At 40.2% G+C, this 24,679-nt stretch carries 24 protein-coding genes and 2 other annotated features; all 24 genes read left to right on the top strand.

The features are described 5' to 3' along the window. The first annotated feature begins 5 nt into the window (after positions 1-5). The 24 genes from ispD to tuf all read left to right on the top strand — a co-directional run bounded on the left by ispD (position 6) and on the right by tuf (position 24,579). Positions 6-704 (top strand): 2-C-methyl-D-erythritol 4-phosphate cytidylyltransferase, encoded by a 699-nt coding sequence (gene ispD, locus ACRX5O_RS21265; RefSeq protein ID WP_433907779.1) that lies wholly within the window; start codon positions 6-8, stop codon positions 702-704. Between the two features lie 5 nt (positions 705-709). Beyond that, a complete protein-coding gene (ispF, locus tag ACRX5O_RS21260) occupies positions 710-1,192 on the top strand; it encodes a 2-C-methyl-D-erythritol 2,4-cyclodiphosphate synthase (RefSeq protein WP_433907778.1) in 483 nt (160 codons plus the stop codon). Positions 1,193-1,260: 68 nt separating this feature from the next. Then, complete coding sequence (gene gltX / locus ACRX5O_RS21255; protein WP_433907777.1) at positions 1,261-2,721, top strand: glutamate--tRNA ligase; 1,461 nt, start codon at positions 1,261-1,263, stop codon at positions 2,719-2,721. Positions 2,722-2,764: 43 nt separating this feature from the next. Continuing rightward, positions 2,765-2,995, top strand: a binding site (T-box leader). Positions 2,996-3,060: 65 nt separating this feature from the next. Further along, a complete protein-coding gene (gene cysE, locus ACRX5O_RS21250; protein ID WP_433907776.1) occupies positions 3,061-3,729 on the top strand; it encodes a serine O-acetyltransferase in 669 nt (222 codons plus the stop codon). Then, positions 3,710-5,107 (top strand): cysteine--tRNA ligase, encoded by a 1,398-nt coding sequence (gene cysS / locus ACRX5O_RS21245; RefSeq protein ID WP_433907775.1) that lies wholly within the window; start codon positions 3,710-3,712, stop codon positions 5,105-5,107. Before cysE ends, cysS begins: the two co-directional genes overlap by 20 nt. 3 nt (positions 5,108-5,110) lie before the next feature. Beyond that, positions 5,111-5,515, top strand: a complete 405-nt coding sequence (locus tag ACRX5O_RS21240) for a Mini-ribonuclease 3 (RefSeq protein WP_433907774.1) — start codon at positions 5,111-5,113, stop codon at positions 5,513-5,515. Positions 5,516-5,531: 16 nt separating this feature from the next. Continuing rightward, positions 5,532-6,275, top strand: a complete 744-nt coding sequence (rlmB, locus tag ACRX5O_RS21235; protein WP_119706253.1) for a 23S rRNA (guanosine(2251)-2'-O)-methyltransferase RlmB — start codon at positions 5,532-5,534, stop codon at positions 6,273-6,275. 1 nt (position 6,276) lies between these two features. Further along, the gene (locus tag ACRX5O_RS21230; protein ID WP_433907773.1) at positions 6,277-6,783 is read left to right on the top strand and encodes an NYN domain-containing protein; all 507 of its coding nucleotides are present in this window, start codon (positions 6,277-6,279) and stop codon (positions 6,781-6,783) included. Positions 6,784-6,908: 125 nt separating this feature from the next. Then, a complete protein-coding gene (gene sigH / locus ACRX5O_RS21225) occupies positions 6,909-7,520 on the top strand; it encodes an RNA polymerase sporulation sigma factor SigH (protein WP_285852393.1) in 612 nt (203 codons plus the stop codon). A 93-nt stretch (positions 7,521-7,613) separates the two neighbouring features. After that, positions 7,614-7,757: a 50S ribosomal protein L33 gene (rpmG, locus tag ACRX5O_RS21220; RefSeq protein ID WP_119706256.1), complete on the top strand. Its 144-nt coding sequence runs from the start codon at positions 7,614-7,616 to the stop codon at positions 7,755-7,757. A 49-nt stretch (positions 7,758-7,806) separates the two neighbouring features. Continuing rightward, positions 7,807-7,986 carry a preprotein translocase subunit SecE gene (secE, locus tag ACRX5O_RS21215; protein ID WP_066058623.1) on the top strand — a complete coding sequence of 60 codons (180 nt, stop codon included), beginning with the start codon at positions 7,807-7,809 and terminating at the stop codon, positions 7,984-7,986. Between the two features lie 166 nt (positions 7,987-8,152). Further along, positions 8,153-8,686 (top strand): transcription termination/antitermination protein NusG, encoded by a 534-nt coding sequence (nusG, locus tag ACRX5O_RS21210; protein ID WP_391559482.1) that lies wholly within the window; start codon positions 8,153-8,155, stop codon positions 8,684-8,686. 174 nt (positions 8,687-8,860) lie between these two features. After that, positions 8,861-9,286: a 50S ribosomal protein L11 gene (rplK, locus tag ACRX5O_RS21205; RefSeq protein WP_066058614.1), complete on the top strand. Its 426-nt coding sequence runs from the start codon at positions 8,861-8,863 to the stop codon at positions 9,284-9,286. Between the two features lie 165 nt (positions 9,287-9,451). Next, entirely contained in the window at positions 9,452-10,150 is a 699-nt protein-coding gene (rplA, locus tag ACRX5O_RS21200) for a 50S ribosomal protein L1 (protein WP_119706258.1), read from the top strand. Between the two features lie 57 nt (positions 10,151-10,207). After that, positions 10,208-10,354, top strand: a sequence feature (ribosomal protein L10 leader region). Between the two features lie 32 nt (positions 10,355-10,386). Next, the gene (gene rplJ / locus ACRX5O_RS21195; RefSeq protein ID WP_066058607.1) at positions 10,387-10,887 is read left to right on the top strand and encodes a 50S ribosomal protein L10; all 501 of its coding nucleotides are present in this window, start codon (positions 10,387-10,389) and stop codon (positions 10,885-10,887) included. 62 nt (positions 10,888-10,949) lie between these two features. Beyond that, a complete protein-coding gene (gene rplL, locus ACRX5O_RS21190) occupies positions 10,950-11,312 on the top strand; it encodes a 50S ribosomal protein L7/L12 (protein WP_119706260.1) in 363 nt (120 codons plus the stop codon). Positions 11,313-11,424: 112 nt separating this feature from the next. Further along, entirely contained in the window at positions 11,425-12,027 is a 603-nt protein-coding gene (locus tag ACRX5O_RS21185; RefSeq protein ID WP_433907772.1) for a class I SAM-dependent methyltransferase, read from the top strand. 327 nt (positions 12,028-12,354) lie between these two features. Further along, positions 12,355-15,915 carry a DNA-directed RNA polymerase subunit beta gene (rpoB, locus tag ACRX5O_RS21180; RefSeq protein ID WP_433907771.1) on the top strand — a complete coding sequence of 1,187 codons (3,561 nt, stop codon included), beginning with the start codon at positions 12,355-12,357 and terminating at the stop codon, positions 15,913-15,915. Positions 15,916-16,077: 162 nt separating this feature from the next. After that, positions 16,078-19,674: a DNA-directed RNA polymerase subunit beta' gene (rpoC, locus tag ACRX5O_RS21175; protein ID WP_433907770.1), complete on the top strand. Its 3,597-nt coding sequence runs from the start codon at positions 16,078-16,080 to the stop codon at positions 19,672-19,674. A gap of 147 nt (positions 19,675-19,821) precedes the next feature. Beyond that, positions 19,822-20,070 carry a 50S ribosomal protein L7ae-like protein gene (locus tag ACRX5O_RS21170; protein WP_433907769.1) on the top strand — a complete coding sequence of 83 codons (249 nt, stop codon included), beginning with the start codon at positions 19,822-19,824 and terminating at the stop codon, positions 20,068-20,070. 106 nt (positions 20,071-20,176) lie between these two features. Further along, entirely contained in the window at positions 20,177-20,599 is a 423-nt protein-coding gene (gene rpsL / locus ACRX5O_RS21165; RefSeq protein WP_066058589.1) for a 30S ribosomal protein S12, read from the top strand. Positions 20,600-20,647: 48 nt separating this feature from the next. After that, positions 20,648-21,118: a 30S ribosomal protein S7 gene (gene rpsG, locus ACRX5O_RS21160; RefSeq protein ID WP_119706265.1), complete on the top strand. Its 471-nt coding sequence runs from the start codon at positions 20,648-20,650 to the stop codon at positions 21,116-21,118. A gap of 63 nt (positions 21,119-21,181) precedes the next feature. Further along, positions 21,182-23,260 (top strand): elongation factor G, encoded by a 2,079-nt coding sequence (fusA, locus tag ACRX5O_RS21155; RefSeq protein ID WP_433907768.1) that lies wholly within the window; start codon positions 21,182-21,184, stop codon positions 23,258-23,260. A 131-nt stretch (positions 23,261-23,391) separates the two neighbouring features. Then, on the top strand, positions 23,392-24,579 hold the full coding sequence (tuf, locus tag ACRX5O_RS21150; RefSeq protein WP_433907767.1) for an elongation factor Tu: 1,188 nt from the start codon (positions 23,392-23,394) through the stop codon (positions 24,577-24,579). The last annotated feature ends 100 nt before the right edge of the window (positions 24,580-24,679 follow it).

Genomic DNA, 24,679 nt, shown 5'->3' with positions numbered 1-24,679 from the left:
ATCTTATGTCTTACCAAGTTATTATCCCTGCAGCAGGACAAGGGAAAAGAATGCGGGCAGGCAAAAATAAGGTGTTGCTTCAGCTAAAGGATATTCCTATATTAATTCATACACTCAAGGTATTTGAATTAGATGAGGCATGTAAGGGAATTATTTTAGCTATTTCAGCCGGAGATGAAGATCATTTTTCCAGCCTTTTAAAAAAGTATCGAATTAAAAAGGTTACTTCCCTTGTTGCTGGTGGGAACGAAAGACAGCACAGTGTATATAATGGGCTGCAAGCAGCAAAGAAAGAGGGAATTGTCCTCGTTCATGATGCAGCAAGGCCATTTATTGAAAAAAGAGTAATCCATGAATTAGTAGCGGTAGCAGAGCAAGATGGAGCGGCTGTAGTAGCGGTCCCTGTTAAGGATACGATTAAGAAGGTAAATAATTTTGAAGTAGTTGAGACGATTGAGCGTTCAAGCTTGTGGGCCATTCAAACCCCACAAGCTTTTCGCGTGTCGTTGTTAGAAGAAGCTCATAACTTAGCGTTGGAACAGAAGTTTTTAGGGACGGATGAGGCAAGTTTAGTAGAACGACTACATGTACCTGTAAAAATTGTTGAGGGTGACTACGATAATATTAAACTGACGACACCAGAAGATTTGTATTTTGCAGAAGCAATCATAAAGCAACGTGACTACCAAAAGAGGGGACTTTAATAACGATGTTTAGAATTGGACAAGGATTTGACGTTCATCAGCTCACAGAGGGTAGGCCTCTTATTATAGGAGGAATAACGATTCCTTATGAAAAAGGATTGTTAGGGCATTCCGATGCAGATGTCCTTCTTCACACAGTGACAGATGCTGTCTTAGGAGCAATAGGTGAAGGAGATATTGGTAGACACTTTCCGGATACTGATCCAGAGTTTAAGGATGCCGATTCAGCAAAACTTCTTGAACATGTATGGTCATTAGTTGAGAATCGAGGATATGAGCTAGTGAATGCTGATTGCACCATTATTGCACAAAGGCCGAAGATGGCACCATACATTGAGGAAATGAAGAACCGAATTGCTGAATTACTGAAGGCTACACCAGAACAAGTAAATGTTAAAGCAACAACAACAGAAAAGCTTGGGTTTACAGGAAGAGGAGAAGGAATTGCTTCTCAAGCAGTTGTGCTCTTAAAAAAGAAAGAGCTCTAGGAATTGTCTTTTCACAATGATAAAATAAATGTCAAAAATAGATTGAACTCTTTAGGAGGAAAAATAGAATGTCTAACACTGTACGTGTTCGTTATGCACCAAGTCCAACGGGGCATTTACATATTGGAAACGCTCGTACTGCGCTTTTTAACTACTTGTTTGCGCGTCATCAAGGTGGAAAGTTTATTATCCGAATTGAAGACACCGATAAGAAGCGTAATATTGCTGGCGGGGAAGAAAGTCAGCTGAAATACTTAAAATGGTTAGGAATAGATTGGGATGAGAGCGTTGATGTCGGTGGATCATATGGTCCATACAGACAATCAGAACGTAACGACTTATATGAAGTGTACTATAAGCAACTTCTAGAAGAGGGAAAAGCTTATAAATGTTATTGTACAGAGGAAGAACTAGAAGCAGAACGTAATGAGCAAGCGGAGAAGGGGGAGATGGGTGGCTATTCAGGGAAATGCCGTCATCTAACGAGTGATCAGCGCGAAGCTCTAGAAAAAGAAGGAAGACAACCAAGCGTTCGCTTTTTGGTTCCTAGTGGGAAGGTTTTCAGCTTTAACGACATGGTCAAAGGTGACGTATCTTTTGAGGCAGATGGGATCGGTGGAGATTTTGTCATTGTAAAAAAAGATGGAACACCGACGTATAATTTTGCTGTTGCTGTTGATGATCACTTGATGGAAATAACACATGTGTTACGTGGAGATGACCATATTTCTAATACACCAAAGCAAATGATGATTTACGAAGCGTTAGGTTGGGAAACACCAGTATTTGGACATATGACATTGATCGTAAACGAAAGCCGAAAGAAGCTGAGCAAACGTGATGAGTCCATAATCCAGTTCATTGAACAGTATGAGGAATTAGGATATCTTCCTGAAGCATTATTTAATTTTATTACCTTACTCGGCTGGTCACCATCTGGAGAAGAAGAGATTTTCTCGAAGGAAGAGCTGATTTCCATTTTTGAAGCGAATAGACTTTCGAAATCTCCAGCTCTATTTGATAAGCAAAAGCTTACATGGATGAATAACCAGTACATGAAGAAGCAAGAGGTTGACGTTGTGTATGAGCTTGCTCTACCACATCTTCAAAAGGCGGGACTTGTTAGTGAGGCAATGACTCCAGAGGAAATAGAATGGACGAAAAATCTCGTAGCGCTTTATCAAGATCAGTTGAGCTATGGGGCTGAAATTGTCGAGCTATCTGAGTTATTCTTCAAGGAGGAACTAGAGCTAGAGGAAGAAGCAAAGGCGGTTCTTCAGGAGGAAGGCGTGAAGGAAGTATTATCTACTTTTGCGAGTGAGATTGAAAAGCTTCCAAGCCTCCAAGCAGAAGATGTTCAAGCAACTTTGAAGGTTGTTCAAAAAGCAACAGGACAAAAGGGTAAGAAGCTCTTTATGCCGGTTCGTGTTGCTGCTACTGGTCAAACACATGGCCCAGATCTACCTAAAGCAATTGCTTTAATTGGTAAAGAAAAAATATTACAACGAATTGTGAGCATTATTGGTTAACAGATTGGAAAAAATGTAATATAGTAAAGATAATTATATAATTTAGAAAATGTTGAAGAGGAAAAGTAAAAAAGCAATGCTTTCTAGAGAGAACCATCATCGGCTGAAAGTGGTTTAAGCCCCTTGTTTTTTGAAGTGCCCCTCTGAGTCCTGATTCGAAACAGGGTCATTCCCCTAGTAGAATGAGGCGGATTTCTTCCGTTACAAGAGATGAGTTGAAGTAGCAATTACGTTACTTAAACAGAGTGGAACCGCGCATACAAGCGTCTCTGTCATTTTTGACAGGGGCGTTTTTTATTTTTACAAAAAATGCAGCATTTACGTTTAGGGGGAACGATAATGTTTAAAATGCTAAGGGAAGATGTTGAAGTAGTTTTTGAACAAGATCCAGCGGCAAGGACGTATTTGGAGGTTATCTTAACATATTCAGGTTTGCATTCCATCTGGGCTCATCGAATGGCGCATGCTCTATATAAGAGGAAATTTTATTTTATGGCAAGGGTCATTTCGCAGGTAAGCCGCTTCTTCACAGGGATAGAAATTCACCCAGGTGCAACCATCGGAAGGCGATTTTTTATCGATCATGGCATGGGGGTTGTCATCGGTGAAACATGTGAAATTGGTGACAATGTGACTGTGTTCCAGGGAGTTACACTAGGGGGAACGGGAAAAGAGAAAGGAAAGCGACATCCAACTATTAAGGATAATGCTCTTATTGCAACGGGTGCAAAAGTATTAGGATCGATTACGGTTGGTGAAAATTCTAAGATAGGAGCAGGTTCTGTTGTACTAAAGGATGTCCCTCCAAATTCGACAGTAGTTGGGATTCCTGGGAAAGTTGTAATAAGGGATGGAAAGAAAGTAGAGAAAGATTTAAATCACTGTGATCTACCAGATCCAACTGGCGACCGTTTCAAAGCATTAGAATCCGAAATTCACAATTTAAGAAAACAACTAGAACAGGTAGAGAAGGAAAGGAGCTACGAGCATGAGCATTCAAATATATAATACACTGACTCGTTCAAAAGAGCCGTTCATCCCTCTAGAAGAGGGTAAAGTAAAGATGTATGTTTGCGGTCCTACAGTTTATAACTATATCCATATAGGAAATGCAAGACCACCCATTGTGTTTGATACAGTAAGAAGATATTTAGAGTATAGAGGATATGAGGTTCAATATATCTCCAATTTCACTGATGTGGATGATAAGCTTATTCGTGTAGCAAATGAGCTTGGAGAAGATGTCCCAACGATTGCTGATCGTTTTATAAAAGCATACTTTGAAGATGTAACAGCACTCGGATGCAAAAAAGCAGATATTCATCCTCGAGTAACAGAAAGCATGGATATTATTTTAGACTTTATTTCTACATTGATTGAAAAGGGATATGCCTATGAGTCCGAGGGCGATGTATACTACCACACTCGTAAATTCAAGGAGTATGGAAAATTGTCTCACCAATCGATTGATGAACTGAGACTAGGTACGAGAATTGCCATTGGTGAGAAGAAACAAGATTCTTTAGACTTTGTACTTTGGAAGGCAGCAAAGCCAGGTGAAATTTTCTGGGAAAGCCCATGGGGGAAAGGGAGACCAGGCTGGCATATTGAGTGCTCTGCAATGGCGAAGAAGTATTTAGGTGATACGATTGACATTCATGCAGGGGGACAGGATCTGGCTTTCCCACATCATGAAAATGAAATTGCGCAATCAGAAGCGTTAACAGACAAAACATTTGCGCGCTATTGGATGCATAACGGGTACATTAATATTGATAATGAAAAAATGTCAAAATCACTAGGAAACTTTGTTCTCGTTCACGATATTATCAAAAAACATGATCCGCAGGTACTACGGTTCTTCATGTTAGCTGTACATTATCGTAATCCCATCAACTATACAGATGAGTTGTTAGAAAATACAAAAGCAGGACTTGATCGATTAATAACTTCTTATCAAAACTTAAAACATCGACGTGAGGCTAGTGCCAATTTAACGGACAATGATCAAGAATGGTTGACAAAGGTTACTACCTTACATGATGAATTTGTTCGAGATATGGATGATGATTTTAATACAGCTAATGGGATCTCTAAGTTATTCGACTTATCTAAGTTAGCTAACATGTATCTTATTGAAAAAAATACATCTATCACTGTGATCGACGCATTTATGAGTGAGTTTGAAGTGTTATTTGGAATCTTAGGTTTAACTCTTGAAGCAGAGCAACTGCTTGATGAAGAAATAGAAGCGTTAATCGAACAGCGTATCCAGGCAAGAAAGGATCGGAATTTCCAGTTATCTGACCAAATTCGTGATCAGTTAAAAGATATGAATATTATTCTAGAAGATACGCCTCAAGGCACTAGATGGAAAAGAGGCTAAAATATGCTTCGCTTTGAAAATACGATAGATGCGAAACAACTGAATAGCCTCGCCTTAGCTTATATAGGTGATTCTATTTTTGAGGTATATGTTCGGAGATACCTGCTTCAATCTGGGAAGGTACGACCTAATCAGCTTCATAAGGAGTCGACCAAATATGTTTCAGCAAAAGCTCAATGTCAATTCATCCATCACTTTCTGGATTCGAAGCTCTTAAGTGAGGAAGAAGAGGCTGTTGTTAGAAGGGGCAGAAATGCAAAATCTGGAACAGTGCCAAAGAACACAGATGTACAGACATATCGCTATGGTACAGCGTTTGAAGCATTAATCGGATATCTATATTTGATGAACAGAGAGGAGCGACTTGATGAATTGATCGAAGTTGCCCTCTCTCAAGTTGGAGAATGAAAGGAGGAACAATAAGATGAGCCAAGACTTTATTATTGGGAAAAATCCAGTTATAGAAGCACTAAAGTCTGAACGCGATGTGAATAAAATATTTATCGCAGAAGGTTCCCAAACGGGTCAAATGCAACAGGTAATAGGGCTAGCAAAAGCACAAAATGTCATCGTTCAATTTGTTCCTAAAAAGAAAATCGACCAGATGGTAGAAGGAAATCACCAAGGAGTTGTAGCAGCAGTAGCTGCCTACCAATATGCGGAACTTGATGACTTGTTTAAGGCGGCAGAAGCAAAAGGTGAAACACCATTTTTCCTTTTGTTAGACGAAATTGAGGATCCGCATAATCTAGGATCCATTATGAGAACAGCCGATTCCACTGGTGCACACGGAATTATCATTCCGAAACGAAGAGCAGTAGGGTTAACGGCAACTGTTGCAAAAGCATCAACGGGAGCCATTGAATATGTTCCTGTTGTCCGAGTGACGAATATGGCACAAACCATTGATGAGCTAAAGGAACGAGGATTATGGATTGCAGGAACAGATGCGAAGGGCAAACAGGACTTTCGTTCGCTCGATGGGACAATGCCTTTAGGTCTTGTAATTGGTAGTGAAGGAAAAGGAATGGGAAGACTCATCCGTGATAAATGTGACTTTTTGGTTAGCCTGCCAATGAAAGGACATGTCACCTCTTTAAATGCTTCGGTAGCGGCTGCCCTTTTAATGTATGAGGTGTATCGAAAACGATATCCACTAGAGGGGTAAAATGGACATTCTGTTAGTGGATGGATACAATATTATTGGAGCTTGGCCAGAACTCCGAGAGCTAAAAAATAAGGATTTAGCAGCAGCTCGGGACCGTTTAATTGAAAGGATGGCCGAGTATCAAGCCTACTCAGGCTATCGTGTTATCGTTGTATTCGATGCCCATTTTGTAAAAGGGACAGAGAAAAAGTATAAGAATTATAAAGTCGAAGTAATATTCACTAGAAATAATGAAACAGCGGATGAACGCATTGAAAAACTTGCGATCTCTTTAAATAATAGAAAAACTCAGATTCATGTGGCAACCTCTGATTTTACGGAACAATGGGCCATATTTGGACAAGGTGCGCTAAGAAAATCAGCACGAGAGTTACTTATAGAGATGAACTCGGTTGAAAAGAAGATAGAAAAGAAGGTACAAAAAATTCAGGAAAATAGCCCTACGTCAAAAATTCCATTAAGCAGTGAAGTGGCAGAAATTTTTGAAAAATGGCGAAGAGGAAAGTGATGAGCGGTTGACGCTTTAAAAAAGGCTACTGTATAATATTTCTATCTATGCTTGTTCGGTCGGGGGGATCCGAAGTGAATGCTGACTACAAGACAACAAAAATCAACGAAAATTATTTACATTTAATGCAGCTTGAGGATGAAGAAATAGTTGATTTAGTGCACAAAGGTGATAGTGAAGCATTAGATTACTTGATTCATAAGTATCGAAACTTCGTTAGAGCTAAAGCTAGATCCTATTTCTTAATCGGTGCTGACAAAGAGGACATTGTTCAAGAAGGAATGATCGGCCTTTACAAAGCGATCCGAGATTTCCGAGAGGACAAACTCACTTCTTTTAAAGCGTTTGCAGAACTGTGTATTACAAGACAAATTATTACCGCGATTAAAACGGCAACGAGACAAAAACATATTCCGCTGAATTCTTATGTGTCGTTGGACAAGCCGATCTATGATGAAGAATCCGATCGAACGTTAATGGATGTTATTTCTGGAGCTAAAGTGTTAGATCCGGAGGAACTGATTATCAATCAAGAGGAATTTGATCATATTGAGGTGAAAATGTCAGAGCTTCTAAGTGATTTAGAGCGGAAGGTACTAGCTCTTTACCTAGATGGTCAGTCATATCAGGAAATATCAGAGGAGCTCAACCGTCATGTGAAATCGATTGATAATGCGCTCCAACGTGTGAAGAGGAAGCTTGAGAAATACCTAGAGGTAAGGGAGCTCACTCTGTAATATGACAGGTATATGGTAATAGAGCTCTGTTGACATTGATAAGTGTCCATGATACAGTTTTATGGACAAAATAGTAAGTTAGAGGTGGCATTTTTGACAAAAAAGGTAGTTTTGGCCTGTGTAACTTGCGGTTCGAGAAACTATTCAACGATGAGCAATAAAGAGTCGGAACGGTTAGAGCTGAAGAAGTTTTGTAGAACATGCAGTGCTCATACCATCCACCGTCAAACAAAGTAGTAGGCACCACCTATAGATAGAGTAAGACAAGGAAGTTGGGGGTATACACATGCAGCGCGTAGTCAATTTTTTTAAAGATGTCAGCCGCGAAATGCGCAAAGTTAGTTGGCCAAAGCGTAAGGAACTGACAAACTACACAGTTACGGTATTAGCTACAGTTATATTTTTTGCTCTTTTCTTTGCTGTAATAGATTTAGGGATTTCAGAATTAATTCGTTTAATTCCTTGAATAACACCCGTAACATAATGGTATAATGGTAACAAACATAGGAAACTTTTAGCAAAGCCCGGCAACGGGTTTTTTCATTTGTAAAAAAATAAAGGCTAACAATGCTTTCTAGTTTAATAAAATGGATATTTTCATATAGGGAGGGAAGGACAATTCGTCCTCGACAATGGAAAAGAATTGGTATGTAGTTCATACTTACTCGGGTTATGAGAACAAGGTAAAAGCAAACCTTGAAAAACGTGTAGAGTCTATGGCGATGCAAGACAAAATCTTTCGCGTGGTAGTGCCTGAAGAAGAAGAAACAGATATTAAGAATGGTAAAAAGAAAGTAGTTAAAAGAAAGGTGTTTCCAGGTTACGTATTGGTTGAAATCGTGATGACAGATGACTCTTGGTATGTGGTTCGAAACACTCCTGGAGTAACTGGTTTCGTAGGTTCAGCTGGATCTGGTTCTAAGCCGACTCCTTTACTACCGGAAGAAGTGGATTTCATCCTTAAACGTATGGGACTTGAGCAGAAGCGTGTGGATGTAAACTTTGAACTTGGAGAAATGGTACAAGTCAAGGAAGGACCATTTGCAAACTTTACTGGATCTATTGAAGAAATAGATAAAGACAAGTCTAAAGTCAAGGTTCTTGTAAATATGTTTGGTCGAGATACCCCTGTAGAACTTGAATTTACACAGATTGAAAAAATATAACCTGAAAAAACTTGAAATAGGTTTCGAAAAGTGGTAATATTTCAAAGGTCAGTATGTCTCAAACTTTGAGACCGGACAAAAGGAAACAGTTCTTTATTTTAAATAAAGACTATTATATGAGTGGGAGGGGAAAATCCCCTATTACCACATCACGGACTTAAGGAGGTGTGTCTCGTGGCTAAAAAAGTAATTAAGATTGTTAAGTTACAAATCCCTGCAGCTAAAGCTAATCCAGCACCACCAGTTGGTCCTGCACTAGGTCAAGCCGGTGTTAACATCATGGGATTCTGTAAAGAGTTCAACGCTCGTACAGCTGAACAAGCTGGCTTAATCATTCCTGTTGAGATTACGGTTTTTGAAGACCGTTCATTTACATTTATTACAAAAACTCCTCCTGCTGCAGTTCTTCTTAAGAAGGCGGCTGGTATCGAGTCTGGTTCTGGTGTACCGAACCGTAATAAAGTAGCAACAGTCAAGCGTGACAAGGTGCGCGAGATTGCTGAAACAAAAATGCCTGATCTAAATGCGGCTAGCGTTGAAGCAGCTATGCGTATGGTTGAAGGTACTGCACGCAGCATGGGTATTGTTATCGAAGACTAATTCATGCTCGAATGTTTTTTGAGTTAAGGGGTTGCGGTGTTGAATTTGGTTTCACGCGCAACCTTTCTTATGTCTAGCGAATGTGTGTTTATGCACAGCGCTGTTATTCGTGGGAGGTTAGTTAAGAACTTTTCCGCTAAAACCACAATCTAGGAGGAAATAAAAATGGCTAAAAAAGGTAAGAAGTTTTTAGAAGCTTCAAAGCTTGTTGACCGTACAAAAGCATATCCGGTTGAAGAAGCTATTGAACTTGCTAAAAAGACAAACTTTGCAAAGTTTGACGCATCTGTAGAAGTTGCTTTCCGTCTTGGAGTAGATCCAAAGAAAGCTGACCAACAAATCCGTGGAGCAGTTGTGCTTCCAAACGGAACTGGTAAAACACAACGTGTACTTGTATTTGCTAAAGGTGAAAAGGCGAAAGAAGCAGAAGCAGCTGGCGCTGATTATGTAGGAGATGCAGACTATATCAACAAGATCAACCAAGGTTGGTTTGAGTTTGACGTAATCGTTGCTACACCTGACATGATGGGTGAAGTTGGTAAGCTTGGTCGTGTATTAGGACCTAAAGGCTTAATGCCAAACCCTAAGACTGGTACAGTTACATTTGATGTAACAAAAGCAGTTAACGAAATCAAAGCTGGTAAAGTTGAATACCGTGTTGATAAAGCTGGAAACATCCACGTACCAATCGGGAAAACTTCTTTCGAAAACGAAAAGCTTGTTGAAAACTTCACTACAATTTTCGAAACAATGCTTAAAGTGAAGCCTTCTGCTGCAAAAGGAACTTACATGAAGAACGTAACTGTTACTTCAACAATGGGACCTGGAGTAAAAGTAGACCCTTCAACTGTAAATGCAAAGTAATTTAAAAATATAATTGACAACAGAATGAAATTCTACTAGAATAGATTTTGTTGTGAAAATAGAATAACATTTGTACCGCAGACAGTAGGTGCCTTTAAGGCTTAATTCCCTACCGAGGTCATACGATAGATTGAACAGTTCGTGTAAACGACTATTGTATACTTCCTCCATGTCTGCAAGGCATGGAGGTTTATATTTTTTGGTATAAATGTAGTAAATCTACAGGAGGTGTAAGGATGAGCAACGCTATCGAAACTAAAAAAGTAATCGTAGACGAAATCGCTGATAAGTTAAAAGCTGCTAAAACAACAGTTGTTGTTGACTATCGTGGTTTAAATGTTGCTGAAGTAACAGAACTTCGTAAACAACTTCGTGAAGCTGGTATCGAGTTCAAGGTTTACAAAAACTCTTTAACTCGTCGTGCTGCTGAAGCTTCTGAACTTGCTGGCCTTAACGACGCTCTTACAGGTCCTAACGCTATCGCATTCAGTAACGAAGATGTAGTTGCCCCAGCTAAAATTTTAAATGACTTCGCTAAAAAGCACGAAGCTCTTGAAATTAAAGCAGGTGTAATTGAAGGGAACGTTGCATCATTAGAAGATATTAAGGCTCTTGCTGAACTACCATCACGCGAAGGCTTACTATCTATGCTACTCAGCGTACTTCAAGCTCCAATCCGCAACCTTGCTCTTGCTGCAAAAGCTGTTGCAGATCAAAAAGAAGAACAAGGCGCGTAAGTTAGAAATATCGTTCGTGAAATAAACAATTACAAACACAATTTTAAGGAGGAACTTTTATCATGACTAAAGAACAAATCATTGAAGCAGTTAAAAGCATGACTGTTTTAGAACTTAACGACTTAGTAAAAGCTATCGAAGAAGAATTTGGTGTAACTGCTGCTGCTCCTGTAGCTGTAGTTGGAGCTGCTGGTGGAGAAGCTGCTGCTGAGAAAACTGAATTTGACGTTGTTCTTGCTTCTGCAGGCGACCAAAAAATCAAAGTTATCAAAGTTGTACGTGAAATCACAGGTCTTGGACTTAAAGAAGCAAAAGAACTTGTTGACAACACTCCAAAAGCTATCAAAGAAGGAGCTTCTAAAGAAGAAGCTGAAGAAATCAAAGCTAAGCTTGAAGAAGTTGGAGCAAACGTTGAAGTTAAGTAATAATGATATTGAAAGGCTCGCTGCATAAGCGAGCCTTTTGCTTTTTAAAAAAGGTTCGATTATAATTTTTTCGTATAAGTTTTCTCTACTAAAAATTCATGGAAGTGGTAGTATGGCAGAGCATTATTTCTCGAGGGACCAAAAAGTTGAAAGTAATCGAAAGACATGGAGTTTTACACTAAGAAATCAAAGCCTATCTTTTATTACCGACAATGGTGTGTTCTCAAAAAGTGAAGTAGATTTTGGCTCGAGGTTACTGATTGAGGCATTTCAATTTCCGAATGTTAATGGCCCGATTCTTGATGTTGGTTGTGGCTATGGTCCGATTGGGATTTCTCTAGCAAAAGAACAGCCCACCAAAGAAATACATATGGTCGATGTGAATGAGCGAGCGATTGGATTAGCAAAAGATAATGCAGCTCTAAATAAAGTTTCTAATGTTACTATTTATGAGAGTGATCGATTAACTGGAGTAAAAGGTAAGGGGTTTGCCGCAATTTTGACGAATCCACCTATTCGTGCGGGAAAGCAAGTGGTGCACGACATTTTTGTACAAAGTTTTGAGTATCTAGCGCCTGGTGGTGAGCTTTGGGTGGTTATTCAAAAAAAGCAAGGTGCTCCTTCTGCGATAGAAAAACTAAATGAGATGTTCGGCTCTGTAGAAACGGTTGAAAAGAAAAAAGGGTATTTTATTTTGAAAGCCAAAAAGATTTGACTTGACATTTTGGCTATGTTAATATTATAAAATGCCAACATGATATATTGTGTAAAATTGCTAAATTCAACTCTTGTTGTATAAATTTGGCAATTAACGGCGATGCTAATAAAATAATAGTAGAAAATTGGAGAATGTGGTTTTTAAGAAAAAACCCTTTTTCTTTTTGTCTTATGAAAGAAGATACATGTAAGCGTTGAAGTCTTGAGTCGAGCGGTCAAGTGGGAAAATCCTCCTGTCTGGATAAAAGCATCACGTTTTACTATCTATTTTTTATAAGAAATTTATAGAAGTAATTACAAAAGCTTGATTTGAGGGGTGAATCTGTTGACAGGTCAACTAGTTCAGTATGGACGACACCGCCAACGAAGAAGTTATGCGCGAATCAGTGAAGTTTTAGAATTACCTAACTTAATTGAGATTCAAACAGCTTCCTATCAATGGTTCCTTGATGAAGGATTGCGTGAAATGTTCCAGGATATTTCACCGATTGAAGATTTCACGGGTAATTTGTCACTAGAATTTATTGATTATAGTTTAAGCGAACCAAAGTATTCTGTTGAAGAATCCAAGGAACGAGATGTTACATACTCTGCTCCACTTCGTGTAAAAGTGCGTCTTGTTAATAAAGAAACTGGGGAAGTAAAAGACCAGGATGTTTTCATGGGAGACTTCCCACTAATGACGGAAACAGGTACATTCGTTATTAATGGTGCTGAGCGTGTTATCGTATCTCAGCTTGTGCGTTCACCAAGTGTTTATTATAGTGGGAAACTTGATAAAAACGGAAAACGTGGATATACAGCAACTGTAATCCCGAATCGTGGTGCTTGGTTAGAATACGAAACAGATGCGAAGGATGTTGTGTACGTTAGAATAGATCGTACGAGGAAGTTACCCGTTACGGTTCTTTTGCGTGCGTTAGGATTTGGTTCAGATCAAGAAATTATTGAGTTAATTGGAGACAATGAGTACATTCGTAATACTCTTGAAAAGGATAATACGGAAGGTACGGAGAAAGCTTTATTAGAAATTTATGAGCGACTTCGTCCTGGTGAACCACCAACGGTTGAAAATGCAAAAAGTTTACTTGTTTCTAGATTCTTTGACCCTAAACGCTATGATTTAGCGAATGTTGGTCGTTACAAAATTAACAAGAAGCTGCATATAAAGAATCGTCTATTCGGTCAACGCCTTGCAGAAACATTGGTTGATCCTGAAACGGGAGAAATCATTGCAGAAAAAGGTGTGCTTTTAGACCGCCGTACGTTAGATCGTATTCTTCCACAATTAGAAAAGAATATTGGATTTAAGACCTTCACTCCAGTTGGAGGAGTAGTTCAAGAAGATATCCTTTTACAATCAATTAAGATTTTTGCTCCTAATGAGGATGGCGAAAAGGCAATTAATGTTATTGGAAATGCATATGTACCAGAAGCTGTTAAGAATATTGACCCTTCTGATATTATTGCTTCCATTAGCTATTTCTTTAACCTTCTACATTCGGTAGGAGATACAGATGACATTGACCACTTAGGAAATCGTCGTCTGCGCTCAGTAGGAGAATTACTTCAAAACCAATTCCGTATTGGATTATCAAGAATGGAAAGAGTCGTTCGTGAAAGAATGTCCATTCAAGATACCAATACGATTACACCACAGCAATTAATCAATATACGTCCTGTGATTGCGTCGATTAAAGAGTTCTTTGGTAGCTCTCAGTTATCGCAGTTCATGGATCAAACAAACCCATTAGCTGAGCTTACTCATAAGCGACGTTTATCAGCATTAGGACCTGGTGGTTTAACACGTGAACGTGCTGGATTCGAAGTGCGTGACGTTCACTATTCTCACTATGGTCGTATGTGTCCAATTGAAACGCCGGAAGGTCCGAACATTGGATTGATCAACTCTCTATCTTCTTTTGCAAAAGTAAATCGATTCGGGTTTATCGAAACGCCATATCGTCGTGTAGATCCTGAAACAGGAAGAGTTACAAGCCATATCGACTACTTAACTGCAGATGAAGAAGATAACTATGTAGTAGCACAGGCAAATGTGAGACTAGGAGAAGACGGATCTTTCATAGATAACGATATTATTGCTCGTTTCCGAGGCGAAAACACGGTTGTTGCTCGTGAGCGTGTAGACTACATGGACGTTTCTCCTAAACAAGTAGTTTCAGCTGCGACAGCATGTATTCCGTTCCTTGAAAATGATGACTCAAACCGTGCTCTTATGGGTGCGAACATGCAACGTCAGGCTGTACCATTGATGCAACCAGAAGCCCCTCGTGTAGGAACGGGAATGGAATATGTTTCTGGTAAAGACTCTGGAGCAGCAGTAATCTGTAAACACGATGGAATCGTGGAGCATGTTGAAGCTCGTCAAGTGTGGGTAAGAAGAGTGACTGAAGTAGATGGCCAAGAAGTAAAGGGCGATCTAGATAAATATAGAATGCAAAAATTCATTCGTTCAAACCAAGGTACTTGCTATAACCAAAGACCAATCGTGGCTGTAGGTAACCGTGTAACAAAAGGAGAGATCCTTGCAGACGGACCATCTATGGAGCTTGGAGAACTTGCTCTTGGCCGTAACGTTCTTGTTGCCTTCATGACTTGGGATGGTTATAACTATGAAGATGCTATTATCATGAGTGAAAGACTTGTAAAAGATGATGTGTATACTTCTATTCATATTGAAGAATACGAGTCAGAGTCACGTGATACAAAACTTGGACCAGAGGAAATCACTCGTGATATTCCAAACGTAGGGGAAGATGCTCTTAGAAATCTCGATGAGCGTGGAATCGTACGTGTCGGAGCAGAAGTGAAGGACGGAGATTTACTAGTTGGTAAAGTAACGCCTAAAGGTGTAACAGAACTAACAGCTGAGGAACGCTTATTACATGCAATCTTCGGTGAAAAAGCACGTGAAGTTAGAGATACATCTCTTCGTGTACCTCACGGTGGTGGCGGTATTGTCCTAGATGTAAAAGTCTTTAACCGTGAAGATGGCGATGAGTTACCTCCAGGTGTTAACCAACTTGTTCGTGCTTATATTGTTCAGAAGCGTAAAATTTCTGAAGGGGACAAGATGGCTGGTCGACACGGGAACAAAGGGGTTATCTCACGTATCCTACCTGAAGAGGATATGCCATTCTTACCAGATGGAACACCTGTTGATATCATGTTAAACCCATTAGGTGTACCATCGCGTATGAACATCGGTCAGGTGCTTGAACTTCATCTAGGTATGGCGGCAAGAGCACTAGGCATTCATGTTGCTTCTCCGGTATTTGATGGAGCGCGTGAAGAAGATGTGTGGTCAACGATTGAAGAAGCAGGCATGGCACGTGATGCGAAAACAGTTCTATACGATGGTCGCTCTGGTGAACCATTCGACAATCGCGTTTCTGTTGGTGTAATGTACATGATCAAGCTTGCTCACATGGTTGATGATAAGCTACATGCTCGTTCGACTGGACCATACTCACTTGTTACGCAACAACCACTTGGTGGTAAAGCACAATTTGGTGGACAGCGTTTTGGTGAGATGGAGGTATGGGCATTAGAAGCATACGGTGCTGCATATACGCTACAAGAAATCTTGACGGTTAAGTCAGATGACGTAGTCGGACGTGTGAAAACGTATGAAGCAATCGTTAAAGGTGAAAATGTACCAGAACCAGGTGTACCAGAATCATTCCGCGTATTAATGAAGGAGCTTCAAAGCTTAGGTATGGACGTTAAGATCCTTTCAGGCGATGAGCAAGAGATTGAAATGCGCGATTTAGAAGATGATGAGGAAGTACAACAAGCTGATGCTTTGACGATTTTGCCTGATTTAGAAGAGTCTGAATCAGAAAAAGTAGGTACTAAAGAGTAACTCACATATATAAAGGCCATCTCCTTCACTGAAGAGGTTTTAGGAGATGGGCTGATTTTTCAAGGAATCATTCCCTAACATATTGTTGGCAAAGAGACTTATTTAGGATCTAAGCCTTTCATATAAGGGTAAAACCCGTAGATCAAAAGGGAGGTAGGCCCCTTGCTAGATGTCAATAATTTTGAGTTTATGAAGATTGGTCTTGCTTCACCAGATAAGATCCGTTCATGGTCATTTGGAGAAGTAAAAAAGCCAGAAACAATTAACTACCGTACTTTAAAACCAGAAAAAGATGGTTTATTCTGTGAGCGTATTTTCGGGCCAACAAAGGACTGGGAATGTCATTGCGGTAAGTACAAGCGTGTAAGATATAAGGGTGTAGTCTGTGATCGTTGTGGAGTGGAAGTAACTCGTGCAAAAGTACGTCGTGAACGTATGGGTCACATTGAATTAGCAGCTCCTGTGTCTCATATTTGGTACTTCAAAGGGATCCCAAGTCGTATGGGTCTTGTATTAGATATGTCTCCACGTGCACTAGAAGAGGTAATCTACTTTGCTTCTTATGTAGTAACAGATGCTGGCGATACAGCTCTTGAAAAGAAGCAGCTTTTATCTGAAAAGGAATATCGTGCATACCGCGATAAGTATGGTAATAAATTCCAAGCTTCGATGGGTGCAGAATCCATTAAAAAGCTTCTTTCTGATATTGATTTAAATAAAGATGTTGAAGCACTGAAGGAAGAGCTTAGAACAGCACAAGGGCAACGTCGTACAAGAGCGATTAAACGCCTAGAGGTTCTTGAAGCTTTCCGTAATTCAGGTAATGAGCCATCTTGGATGATCCTTGATGTTCTACCAGTTATTCCACCAGAATTACGTCCAATGGTTCAGTTAGATGGAGGACGTTTTGCTACTTCTGACTTGAACGATTTATACCGTCGTGTAATCAACCGTAATAACCGTCTTAAGCGTCTATTAGATTTAGGAGCTCCAAGCATTATCGTACAAAACGAAAAGCGTATGCTTCAAGAAGCAGTGGATGCACTAATTGATAATGGTCGTCGCGGACGTCCGGTAACAGGACCAGGTAACCGTCCTTTAAAATCACTTTCACATATGTTGAAAGGGAAGCAAGGTCGTTTCCGTCAAAACCTACTAGGTAAGCGTGTTGACTATTCTGGTCGTTCCGTTATCGTTGTAGGACCAAACTTAAAGATGTACCAATGTGGATTGCCAAAAGAAATGGCACTAGAGTTATTTAAGCCATTCGTTATGAAGGAATTGGTGGAAAAAGGTCTAGCTCACAATATCAAATCAGCTAAGCGTAAGATTGAAAGAGTTCAGCCTGAAGTTTGGGATGTACTTGAAGAAGTAATTAGAGAGCATCCGGTTCTTCTTAACCGTGCACCGACTCTTCACAGACTAGGTATTCAAGCATTTGAACCAACGCTAGTAGAAGGTCGTGCGATTCGTCTTCATCCGCTAGTATGTACGGCATACAACGCTGACTTTGACGGTGACCAAATGGCCGTTCACGTTCCGCTTTCGTCTGAAGCTCAAGCAGAAGCAAGATTATTAATGCTTGCAGCTCAAAACATCCTTAACCCGAAGGATGGAAAGCCAGTAGTTACTCCGTCTCAGGATATGGTATTAGGAAACTATTACTTAACTCTTGAACGTGCGGGTTCTGTTGGGGAAGGTATGATTTTCAATGATACAAATGAAGCGATATTAGCTTATCAAAATGGTTATGTACACTTACATACTCGTGTAGCTGTGCGTGCAGGTTCATTGAATAACGAGACGTTCACTGAAGAGCAAAATAAAAAGCTTCTATTAACGACGGTTGGAAAACTGATCTTTAATGAAATTTTGCCTAGCTCATTCCCTTACATCAACGAGCCTACTAAATCAAATCTTGAAGTGGAAACACCTGCAAGATTCTTTGTAGAGCCTGGTACGGATGTGAAACAAGTAATTAGTGAAATGGATGTTGTAGATCCATTTAAAAAGAAGATTTTAGGGAACATCATTGCGGAAGTATTTAAGAAGTTTAAGATTACTGAAACTTCAAAGATGCTTGACCGAATGAAGGACCTAGGGTTTAAGCACTCTACAAAAGCGGGTATTACAGTTGGGGTTGCAGACATCGTTGTATTAGGTGAAAAGCAAGAAATAATCGCTGAAGCACAAACAAAGGTAGATAATGTTCAAAAGCAATTTAGACGTGGTTTAATCACAGAAGATGAGCGTTATGATCGTGTTATCTCCATCTGGAGTGCTGCGAAGGATGTTATCCAAGCGAAGCTAATGAAATCATTAGATAAAACAAACCCAATCTTCATGATGAGTGACTCTGGTGCCCGTGGTAACGCATCTAACTTTACGCAGCTTGCTGGTATGCGTGGACTAATGGCGAACCCGGCTGGTCGTATCATCGAATTACCAATCAAATCAAGTTTCCGTGAAGGTCTAACAGTATTAGAGTACTTTATCTCTACTCACGGTGCGCGTAAAGGTCTTGCCGATACAGCACTAAAAACTGCTGACTCTGGATACTTAACTCGTCGTCTCGTTGACGTAGCACAAGATGTTATCGTTCGTGATGATGATTGCGGTACGGATCGCGGATTGCATATTGCTGCACTTAGAGATGGAACGGAAATTATCGAGTCTCTAGAAGAACGTTTAATCGGACGTTATGCAAGAAAAGCAATTAAAAATCCTGAAACAAAAGAAGTAATGGTTCGTGAAAATGAATTAATTACAGAAGACCTAGCAGCCGAAGTGGTTGGTGCTGGTGTAGAGGATGTATGGATTCGATCTGCGTTTACATGTAATTCTCGCCACGGTGTATGTAAGAAATGTTACGGTCGTAACTTAGCAACTGGTCAAGAGGTTGAAGTAGGAGAAGCTGTTGGTATCATCGCTGCTCAATCTATCGGTGAACCAGGAACACAGTTAACGATGCGTACATTCCATACAGGTGGGGTTGCTGGAGACGATATCACACAAGGTCTACCTCGTATTCAGGAGATTTTTGAAGCGCGTAATCCGAAAGGTCAAGCGGTCATCTCTGAAATCGAAGGTGTGGTTGTTGGTATTAACGAAGGCCGCGACCGCCAGCATGAAATTATCGTTCAGGGCGATGTAGAGTCAAGAACCTACACAGCTCCATACACTGCACGTCTCAAAGTCGGTGTAAACGATAAGGTTGAACGTGGTGAAGAACTGACAGAAGGTTCGATCGATCCTAAGGAATTAATCAAGGTAAAAGACGTTACAGCTGTTCAAGAGTATTTGCTTCGTGAAGTTCAAAAAGTATACCGTATGCAAGGGGTAGAAATTGGTGACAAGCACGTTGAAGTAATGGTACGACAAATGCTTCGTAAGGTTCGTGTCATCGATGCAGGTGAAACGGAAGTATTACCTGGATCACTTCTTGATGTTCACCAATTCAGAGATGCTAATGAAAAAGCGTTGCTTTCTGGCAAGATGCCTGCAACAGGTCGTCCTGTATTGCTCGGTATTACTAAGGCTTCACTTGAAACAGATTCTTTCTTATCTGCTGCTTCGTTCCAAGAAACAACAAGAGTACTTACAGACGCTGCAATTAAAGGTAAGCGCGATGAGTTACTTGGTCTGAAGGAAAATGTAATTATTGGTAAACTTGTTCCTGCTGGAACGGGGATGCAACGTTATCGTAAAGCTGAACCAGTTACAAACAGTGAACAAGAAGAAGTATTAACTGTAGAATAATCATTCATGCGGCACTCTACCCTGAGTGCCGCACATTAAATGAACATCTCTATTAATAAAAATACCATTAGGTGTTGACAGTTAGTTTCATAGGTGTTAATATATCAAAGGTGCTCCTATAAACCTGTTACTTTGGAGGATGCAATCATGTCTTATGAAAAAGTAATGCAGGCAAAGAAATTTATCGTAGGGACTAAGCAAACAGTAAAAGCCATTAAAGGTGGCACTATTTCCGAAGTACTAGTAGCTAAGGATGCTGAACCACGTGTGACAGCAAAGGTAATTAGTACAGCACAGGAAGTAGGCGTGCCAATTATATACGTAGATTCTATGAAAAAGCTTGGTAAAGCTTGTGGGATCGAAGTAGGTGCTTCTACTGTAGCAATAACTTTTTAAAAACTGTTTTTATAGAAAGATATCTATAAAGACTTTGTTTTTTGTTTCAAAATGAACCACCTGGATGTGTGGGCTTTGAAATAGTAGATGAAGGGAGGAAAAAGAAATGCCTACAATTAATCAATTAGTGCGTAAGCCACGTTCTTCGAAAGAGGAAAAGTCTAAATCACCTGCACTAAACAAAGGTTACAACAGCTTCAAGAAATCACAAACGAACGTATCTTCACCTCAAAAGCGTGGGGTATGTACGCGTGTTGGTACAATGACTCCGAAGAAGCCGAACTCAGCATTACGTAAATATGCTCGTGTACGCTTAACTAACGGAATCGAAGTAACAGCATATATTCCTGGGATTGGTCACAACCTACAAGAGCACAGCGTAGTACTTATTCGCGGTGGTCGTGTAAAGGACTTACCAGGGGTACGTTACCATATCGTTCGTGGAGCATTAGATACAGCTGGTGTAAACAACCGTATGCAAGGTCGTTCTAAATACGGAACTAAGAGACCAAAAGCAGCTAAGAAATAATTAATACTACAAAAATAAAATCACACTTCTGTGAAAGGAGGAACAAACATGCCTCGTAAAGGTCCTGTAGCAAAGAGAGACGTATTACCAGATCCGTTATATAACTCAAAGCTAATCACTCGTTTGATCAACAAAATGATGATCGACGGTAAAAGAGGAAAGTCACAAGCAATCCTTTACTCTGCATTCGAACTTATTCGTGAGCGCAGTGGTAAAGAACCAATCGAAGTATTCGATGCAGCACTAAAAAATATCATGCCAGTTCTTGAAGTTAAAGCACGCCGTGTAGGTGGTTCTAACTATCAAGTACCAGTAGAGGTGCGTCCAGATCGCCGTACAACTCTAGGTCTTCGTTGGTTAGTAAACTACTCTCGCCTTCGTGGAGAAAAGACGATGGAAGAGCGTTTAGCTAACGAAATCTTAGATGCAGCAAACAACACTGGTGCATCAGTTAAAAAGCGTGAAGATACACACAAAATGGCTGAAGCAAACAAAGCATTTGCTCACTATCGTTGGTAGGATTCACTTTTACTTTTATAAAAATAAACTAAAAAACACTCATACGAGAAAGGAGAAATACCAATGGCAAGAGAGTTCTCCTTAGCAAATACAAGAAACATCGGTATCATGGCTCACATTGATGCTGGTAAAACAACAACAACTGAGCGCGTACTTTATTACACTGGTCGTATTCATAAGATCGGAGAAACACATGAAGGCGCATCTCAAATGGACTGGATGGAGCAGGAACAAGAGCGCGGAATTACTATCACTTCCGCTGCTACAACTGCTCAATGGGAAGGCCACCGAGTAAACATCATCGATACACCAGGTCACGTAGACTTCACAGTTGAAGTTGAACGTTCTCTTCGTGTACTTGATGGTGCAGTTGCTGTACTTGATGCACAATCTGGTGTTGAGCCTCAAACTGAAACAGTTTGGCGCCAAGCAACAACATATGGTGTACCACGTGTTGTATTTGTAAACAAGATGGACAAAATTGGTGCTGATTTCAAGTATTCAATTAAAACAATTCATGATCGCTTACAAGCAAATGCTGCAGCAATTCAACTTCCAATTGGAGCTGAAGATCAATTCTCAGCTATCATTGACCTAGTTGAAATGAATGCAACATTCTACGGTAACGACCTTGGAACGGATATTGAAGTTCGTGAAATCCCTGAAGAGTACCGTGCTGAAGCAGAGGAATATCGTGAAAAATTAATTGAAGCGGTATCTGAGTTTGATGAAGAGTTAATGGAAAAATACCTTGGTGGTGAGGAAATCACTGCTGAAGAGCTAAAAGTAGCAATTCGTAAAGGTACTGTTAACGTTGAATTCTATCCAGTAATCTGTGGATCAGCATTTAAAAACAAAGGTGTTCAGAAAATGCTTGACGCAGTAATTGATTACCTTCCATCTCCATTAGATGTACCTGCAATCAAAGGTACACTTCCTGATAGTGAAGAAGTAGTTGAACGTCATTCAAGTGATGAAGAGCCGTTCTCAGCTCTTGCGTTCAAAGTTATGACTGACCCTTACGTTGGTAAATTAACATTCTTCCGTGTGTACTCTGGTACATTAAACTCTGGTTCTTACGTTCAAAACTCTACTAAAGGTAAGCGTGAGCGTGTAGGTCGTATCCTACAAATGCATGCTAACAGCCGTGAAGAGATTTCAATGGTATACGCTGGTGACATCGCTGCAGCTGTAGGTCTAAAAGATACTACAACTGGTGATACACTATGTGATGAAAAGAACCTAGTTATCCTAGAGTCTATGGAATTCCCAGAGCCAGTTATTCAATTATCTATCGAGCCTAAGTCTAAAGCTGACCAAGATAAAATGACTACTGCTCTTCAAAAGCTTCAAGAAGAGGATCCTACATTCCGTGCGCATACTGACCAGGAAACTGGACAAGTTATCATCGCAGGTATGGGTGAACTTCACTTAGATATTCTAGTAGACCGTATGCGTCGTGAATTCAAAGTTGAAGCTAACGTTGGTGCTCCTCAGGTTGCTTATCGCGAAACAATCCGTTCTTCTGCTAATGTAGAAGGAAAGTTTGCTCGCCAATCTGGTGGACGTGGACAATTCGGACACGTTTGGATTGAATTCTCTCCAAACGAAGAAGGAAAAGGATTTGAATTCGTAAATGGAATCGTCGGTGGTGTTGTTCCTCGTGAATACATCCCAGCTGTACAAGCAGGTCTTGAAGACTCACTTGACAGAGGTATGGTTGCTGGATTCCCTGTTGTAGATATCAAAGCTAGATTGTTTGATGGATCTTACCATGATGTTGACTCATCTGAAATGGCGTTTAAGATTGCTGCATCTATGGCACTTAAAGCAGCAGCTTCTAAGTGTAACCCAGTTATCCTTGAGCCTATCATGAGAGTCGAAGTTATTATTCCTGAAGAGTATCTTGGTGATATTATGGGTAACGTAACTTCACGTCGTGGTCGTGTAGAAGGTATGGAAGCACGCGGAAACGCTCAAGTTGTTCGTGCGATGGTTCCACTTTCTGAAATGTTTGGATATGCAACAAGCTTGCGTTCTAGCACGCAAGGTCGTGGAGTATTCTCAATGCATTTCGATCACTATGAAGAGGTTCCAAAATCAATCTCTGAAGAAATCATCAAAAAAAATAAAGGCGAATAATTGATTTTCGCCTTTATATAAAGTATAACTACTTATGTAAGTGTGGGCGTTGGTAGGTGCTGGTAACAGCAACCTCTCTGTCCATAAATATACTTAGACTATTTTTTATATATTAAAGGAGGATTTTTCTAATGGGAAAAGCTAAATTTGACCGTTCTAAGCCACACGTTAACATCGGTACAATTGGTCACGTTGACCATGGTAAAACAACTTTAACAGCTGCAATCACTTCTGTACTTGCTAAGGTAGGTGGAGCAGAAGCTCGTGCATATGATCAAATCGACGGTGCTCCAGAAGAAAGAGAGCGTGGAATCACAATCTCTACTGCGCACGTTGAGTACGAAACTGCTAGCCGTCACTACGCACACGTTGACTGCCCAGGTCACGCTGACTACGTTAAGAACATGATCACTGGTGCTGCACAAATGGATGGCGGAATCCTAGTTGTATCAGCAACTGATGGCCCAATGCCACAAACTCGTGAGCACATTCTTCTTTCTCGTCAGGTAGGTGTACCTCACCTTGTAGTATTCATGAACAAGTGTGATATGGTAGACGACGAAGAGCTTCTTGAATTAGTAGAAATGGAAATCCGTGACTTACTATCTGAGTATGAGTTCCCTGGAGATGACATTCCTGTAATTAAAGGTTCTGCTCTTAAAGCTTTAGAAGGTGAAGCTGAATGGGAAGAGAAAATCAACGAGCTTATGGCTGCGGTTGATGAGTATGTTCCAACACCAGCACGTGACACTGAAAAGCCATTCATGATGCCAGTTGAGGATGTATTCTCAATCACTGGTCGTGGAACTGTTGCTACTGGACGTGTTGAGCGTGGAGTAGTTAAAGTTGGGGACGTTATTGAAATCGTTGGTTTCACTGAAGAGCCTAAGTCTACTACTGTAACAGGTGTAGAAATGTTCCGTAAGCTTCTTGACTATGCTGAAGCTGGAGACAACATTGGTGCACTTCTTCGTGGGGTTTCTCGTGAAGAAATCGAGCGTGGACAAGTTTTGGCTAAGCCAAAATCAATCACTCCACACACAAAGTTCAAAGCGGAAGTTTATGTTCTTTCTAAAGAAGAAGGTGGACGTCATACTCCATTCTTCACTAACTACCGTCCACAATTCTATTTCCGTACTTCTGATATTACAGGTATCTGTAACCTTCCAGAAGGCGTTGAAATGGTTATGCCTGGCGACAACATCGAAATGACTGTTGAGCTAATCGCTCCTGTTGCTATCGAAGAAGGTACTAAGTTCTCTATCCGTGAGGGTGGACGTACTGTAGGCGCTGGCGTAGTTGCTACAATCTCTGAATAATTTTAAATAAGAAAGCAGATGGATTTTCCATCTGCTTTTTTCTATGCTTTTTTTAAGTAAAGCATTGACATTTTTCCATTCTGTTGTTAAATTTAATTAA

The sequence above is a fragment of the Robertmurraya mesotrionivorans genome (assembly GCF_050971805.1).
In the GTDB taxonomy this organism is placed as follows: domain Bacteria; phylum Bacillota; class Bacilli; order Bacillales; family Cytobacillaceae; genus Robertmurraya_A.
The sequence above is the reverse complement of the archived record's forward strand: the minus strand, read 5'-3'. Positions and strand labels throughout refer to the sequence as shown.

Bases quoted from the DNA above. Each gene is read 5' to 3' on its own strand.
- fusA (WP_433907768.1), top strand. From the start codon at position 21,182: ATGGCAAGAGAGTTCTCCTTAGCAAATACAAGAAACATCGGTATCATG.
- rplJ (WP_066058607.1), top strand. From the start codon at position 10,387: ATGAGCAACGCTATCGAAACTAAAAAAGTAATCGTAGACGAAATCGCT.
- ACRX5O_RS21230 (WP_433907773.1), top strand. From the start codon at position 6,277: ATGGACATTCTGTTAGTGGATGGATACAATATTATTGGAGCTTGGCCA.
- rplA (WP_119706258.1), top strand. From the start codon at position 9,452: ATGGCTAAAAAAGGTAAGAAGTTTTTAGAAGCTTCAAAGCTTGTTGAC.
- rpsL (WP_066058589.1), top strand. From the start codon at position 20,177: ATGCCTACAATTAATCAATTAGTGCGTAAGCCACGTTCTTCGAAAGAG.
- tuf (WP_433907767.1), top strand. From the start codon at position 23,392: ATGGGAAAAGCTAAATTTGACCGTTCTAAGCCACACGTTAACATCGGT.
- rpsG (WP_119706265.1), top strand. From the start codon at position 20,648: ATGCCTCGTAAAGGTCCTGTAGCAAAGAGAGACGTATTACCAGATCCG.
- sigH (WP_285852393.1), top strand. From the start codon at position 6,909: ATGCAGCTTGAGGATGAAGAAATAGTTGATTTAGTGCACAAAGGTGAT.
- ACRX5O_RS21185 (WP_433907772.1), top strand. From the start codon at position 11,425: ATGGCAGAGCATTATTTCTCGAGGGACCAAAAAGTTGAAAGTAATCGA.
- rplL (WP_119706260.1), top strand. From the start codon at position 10,950: ATGACTAAAGAACAAATCATTGAAGCAGTTAAAAGCATGACTGTTTTA.
- ACRX5O_RS21170 (WP_433907769.1), top strand. From the start codon at position 19,822: ATGTCTTATGAAAAAGTAATGCAGGCAAAGAAATTTATCGTAGGGACT.
- ispD (WP_433907779.1), top strand. From the start codon at position 6: ATGTCTTACCAAGTTATTATCCCTGCAGCAGGACAAGGGAAAAGAATG.
- cysS (WP_433907775.1), top strand. From the start codon at position 3,710: ATGAGCATTCAAATATATAATACACTGACTCGTTCAAAAGAGCCGTTC.
- ispF (WP_433907778.1), top strand. From the start codon at position 710: ATGTTTAGAATTGGACAAGGATTTGACGTTCATCAGCTCACAGAGGGT.
- rlmB (WP_119706253.1), top strand. From the start codon at position 5,532: ATGAGCCAAGACTTTATTATTGGGAAAAATCCAGTTATAGAAGCACTA.
- secE (WP_066058623.1), top strand. From the start codon at position 7,807: ATGCAGCGCGTAGTCAATTTTTTTAAAGATGTCAGCCGCGAAATGCGC.
- nusG (WP_391559482.1), top strand. From the start codon at position 8,153: ATGGAAAAGAATTGGTATGTAGTTCATACTTACTCGGGTTATGAGAAC.
- cysE (WP_433907776.1), top strand. From the start codon at position 3,061: ATGTTTAAAATGCTAAGGGAAGATGTTGAAGTAGTTTTTGAACAAGAT.
- ACRX5O_RS21240 (WP_433907774.1), top strand. From the start codon at position 5,111: ATGCTTCGCTTTGAAAATACGATAGATGCGAAACAACTGAATAGCCTC.
- gltX (WP_433907777.1), top strand. From the start codon at position 1,261: ATGTCTAACACTGTACGTGTTCGTTATGCACCAAGTCCAACGGGGCAT.